The 3,793-nt window shown below is 43.9% G+C and carries 2 protein-coding genes and 1 tRNA gene; 2 read left to right on the top strand and 1 reads right to left on the bottom strand.

The window, feature by feature from the left end; translation table 11 throughout:
- Together LC605_RS31655 and LC605_RS31650 are read left to right on the top strand one after the other, a co-directional pair.
- Positions 1-1,494: exopolysaccharide transport family protein (locus LC605_RS31655; protein ID WP_229551351.1), on the top strand; the 1,494-nt coding region annotated here is incomplete at its 5' end.
- Positions 1,495-1,785: 291 nt separating this feature from the next.
- Complete coding sequence (locus tag LC605_RS31650; RefSeq protein ID WP_229551350.1) at positions 1,786-2,931, top strand: SpoIID/LytB domain-containing protein; 1,146 nt, start codon at positions 1,786-1,788, stop codon at positions 2,929-2,931.
- Between the two features lie 543 nt (positions 2,932-3,474).
- Here the strand turns inward: LC605_RS31650 and LC605_RS31645 are convergent.
- Positions 3,475-3,548, bottom strand: a tRNA-Pro gene (locus tag LC605_RS31645).
- Between the last annotated feature and the right edge of the window lie 245 nt (positions 3,549-3,793).

Genomic DNA, 3,793 nt, shown 5'->3' with positions numbered 1-3,793 from the left:
CTAGAATCTTTAGCCGATATTCAACAACAGCTACAAACTGCTCGTGCCAATCTTCAAGATGCAAACGCTCGTTACGATAACCTAGAGCAACAAATAGCGTCTTCATCCCAGCACAATGAACTAATTTCTTCTCGTTTAAATCAGTCAACCCGCTACCAAGCACTATTGAGTGAAATTCAAAAAACTGAACTAGCATTGGCTAAGGAGCGCCTCCGCTATACAGACGATTACCCCTCAGTACAAAAGCTAAAACAGCAACGCCAAAGTCAACTTTCGCTATTACGACAAGAAGTGAAAGCTATTACTAGCAGTCAGGCAAAACCACTCTTAAAAGGGCAAATACTAGGGGTTGATCCAATACTAGTAGACGAGTTGATTCTGGTGCAAACAACTGTCTTAGGACTAACTGCAAATGAAAAGAATCTAGCCCAGTCAGAACAGAGACTGCGTTCTGAGCTAAACAAATACCCAAGCTTAATAGCAGAGTATAACCGTCTGCTACCCAAGGTAGAAACTAGTCGCAAAACCCTTGAGCAACTACTCCAGACACAACAGTCCTTGGGACTGAAAATTGCTCAGGAAGGATACAACTGGCAAGTTTTAACAGAACCTGCTCTCGGTACTTATATGGGAAACAAGAGATTATTACTTTTGGTTGGGGGAGCGTTAATTGGGCCGATTTTAGGTATCTTAGCAGCCCTAATTTTGGAAAAGTTTAATGATGCTATTTATTGTGTGGCAGATTTAAAGAAACTGACGAACCTACGTGTACTAGGGTCAGTACCAAAACTACCATCAAGTGATGTGAAAAAGCGGCGGTTAGGTCTGCCTTGGAATGGGCAGTCAAGCTCAGATTTGTCTGTAATAGAAGTCACTACTAGATTGCCCGTTCATGAAACCTTGGACATGATCTACCAAAATATTCAAATATTAAAATATCCCTTGCCTTTCAAGTCGCTGATGTTTACTTCAGCGCTACCAGGGGAAGGGAAAACAACCTTGGTATTAGGGCTTGTGGCTAGCGCTACCCGGATGCATCGACGGGTATTAGTTATTGATGCTAACCTACATAATCCTAGCCTGCACAAAATCCTGGAACTTTCCAATGACTGGGGACTATCTCTGTTATTAGTTGATGAGACAACTACTCATTTTCAAGATTACATTCAACCCATTCACCCCTCCATTGATATTTTAACTGCTGGCCCAGAACCAGAAGACACAGTGAAGTTGCTCAGTTCTCAACGGATGAAAGAACTAATAGAGTTATTTGAGCAAAGTTATGACCTAGTACTTATAGATGCTCCACCTATTTTAGGCACGGTTGATGCCAGAATTGTGGCATCTTTTTGTAATGGAATTGTGATGGTAGAGCGTATGGGTAAAGTGACCCGAACTGAACTGACTCAAGCTACAGAAATTTTGAGTAAGTTGAATTTAATTGGAATTATCGCAAATGAAGTGAGCAATTCTCAAAAGGTATTGGCATCGTAGATTGAAAAAGACGCAAAGACTAATTTCCCCGCGTCCTCTTTTGGACGGTTTTTAAATGCGATCGCGCTAATATTTGTAGGATGAAGCATGGGTGAGAACTTGTAGTATGCGCGATCGCTCCCACTAGGGGGCTAAACTGCCAGATTAACTGATTTCTACTCTATAGCTAAAGCAAAATGCATAATTAGTGGGAGGTGGCAACCTCCTGCGTTGGAGAACTGTCTCATCTTAAAGTAGTAGACGTAATAATTCGGAGCGTCAATTAGATACTAGTGTGATTAGATGATCAGCATGAAATTCCAACTTTACTTAGGCTCTTTATTTTCCCAGATAAAAGTACGTCATTGGTGGGTAAGTATCCTTTTGTGGATAGCTTTGGTTGCCCCAGCGCAAGCCTCTGTAATCCTGCGCGTGGCAATTGAAAGAGGGGTTAATCAGGTAAAAGTGGGCAGTTCCACTACTGGGATCGTCAAGGATAGTACTGGACGGACTCTTGGACAGTTACCAGCCATGAGTGCATATTATGCCCAAGCCATTCCTGGCGGAGTTGCTTTAGATAAGTGGCAGTCTGGTTTATTTTGGATTGAGCCAACTGGTAAAGGGTTCGTTTATATTGGCGATCGCTGGTATCGGGGTAGAACTCTGGTTGTCCCCACAGAGAAAGGCTTAACTGCTGTTAACTGGGTTGATGACCAAGAGTATCTCTACAGCGTTCTCGGTGGCGAAATGGATGCCAGCTGGCCTCAAGAAGCTTTAAAAGCCCAAGCGATCGCAGCCCGCACCTACGCTCTTTACGAACGAGAAAAACAACGGAATAATCCCGTTTACGATTTAGGCAATACCCCCGATCGTTGGCAAATTTACAAAGGTGTGATTAGTGAATCTCCTGCTACTTACGCCGCAGTGGATTCCACTCTGGGGCAGGTACTAACTTACAAAAACCGAATTATTCTCTCAGTCTTCCACGCTTGTTCTGGAGGACATACTGAAAACGTAGAAGATGTTTGGGGAAATACTCTCCCTTACCTGCGTGCTGTTCAAGACTATGATCAAAATATCCGTGAGTGTAATTGGGTCAAATCCTTCTCACCCAATGAAATTAGCGCTAAATTTTCTCAACTTGGCAGTGTGACGGCCATGATTCCAGAAACATTCTCGCCTTTCGGCAGTGTTAAAGTCTTGAAAATTGTCGGTAACAAGGGCACAAAGGTACTACAGGGTGAGCAAGTGCGAACAGCCCTCAAGTTAAGAAGTACGCGCTTTACCGTCACGAAGGGAGCCGATGGTAGTTTTGTACTCCAAGGGCTTGGCTTTGGTCATGGTTTGGGCATGAGTCAATGGGGCGCGTACAACCTGGCTCGGCAGGGAGTCAACCACCTGCAAATTTTGGGGCATTATTATCGAGGTGTAGCCTTAACACCAATTCAGGCGAAGTAGAGTAGGTTGGCGCAATTAAAATAATTCGTAATACCTCGACTCCCTTCGACTCGCCCTGAATTGTAGTGCCCTTAAGAGCGAGACGCACTGGCGAACGACTACGCAGTTCGACTGCGCTACTTCGACTACGCTCAGTACAAGTGACCGTAAACTCAGGAACCGCGCAGCCGAAGTAAGTCGAAATATAACCGCAACACAAAACTTAGCGAACCACTATTGTACGCGATCGCCTACCCGAAGGTGGTATTGTATAATATCATGTCCGGTTGATTACCTACTAAACCCGAAGAACCCCACCCTACTAAGAGTTGAGGGTGGGGACTTGGGCGACACGTTAAATTCCAAGCTGCAAAAGTCGGAATTTCTAATGAAATTGGTACACAGCAAATCAAAGGTAGTTGATAAGAAAAAGCGGGAAATTTAGCCGTCTTTGCTTACCAAGAACGTCAAGCCGCTTAAATTTAATTCACTAATCCGAACCTTGAAAATATTATATTTTTATAACAGCGCCGCAGTTCATGCTCTTTTGAGCCAATGTACAAATCGGGATGACTGGATTCGAACCAGCGGCCCCTTCGTCCCGAACGAAGTGCGCTACCAAGCTGCGCCACATCCCGCCATTAAAATAGCATCGTAAATTTAAGAATATCACAACCTGTGCTAAATGACAGAATTACATTTAAACGACGTCGATCTTGAAACCTCTAGTTCAACCCTTTTCAAAAGGATTTGCCCTCATAGAAATACGCGGGATGCGGGAAACTCAGCTTTTTAAAGCTGAGAGGGAAGCGGCACGGGTGGTTTTAACCACCGTGGCATTTTCTTTTTAGTTTGATGCGTGGTGAGGATCTTCAATATACTT

It is taken from the genome of Nostoc sp. CHAB 5836 (assembly GCF_020829445.1).
Classification (GTDB): Bacteria; Cyanobacteriota; Cyanobacteriia; order Cyanobacteriales; family Nostocaceae; genus Nostoc.
The sequence above is the reverse complement of the archived record's forward strand: the minus strand, read 5'-3'. Positions and strand labels throughout refer to the sequence as shown.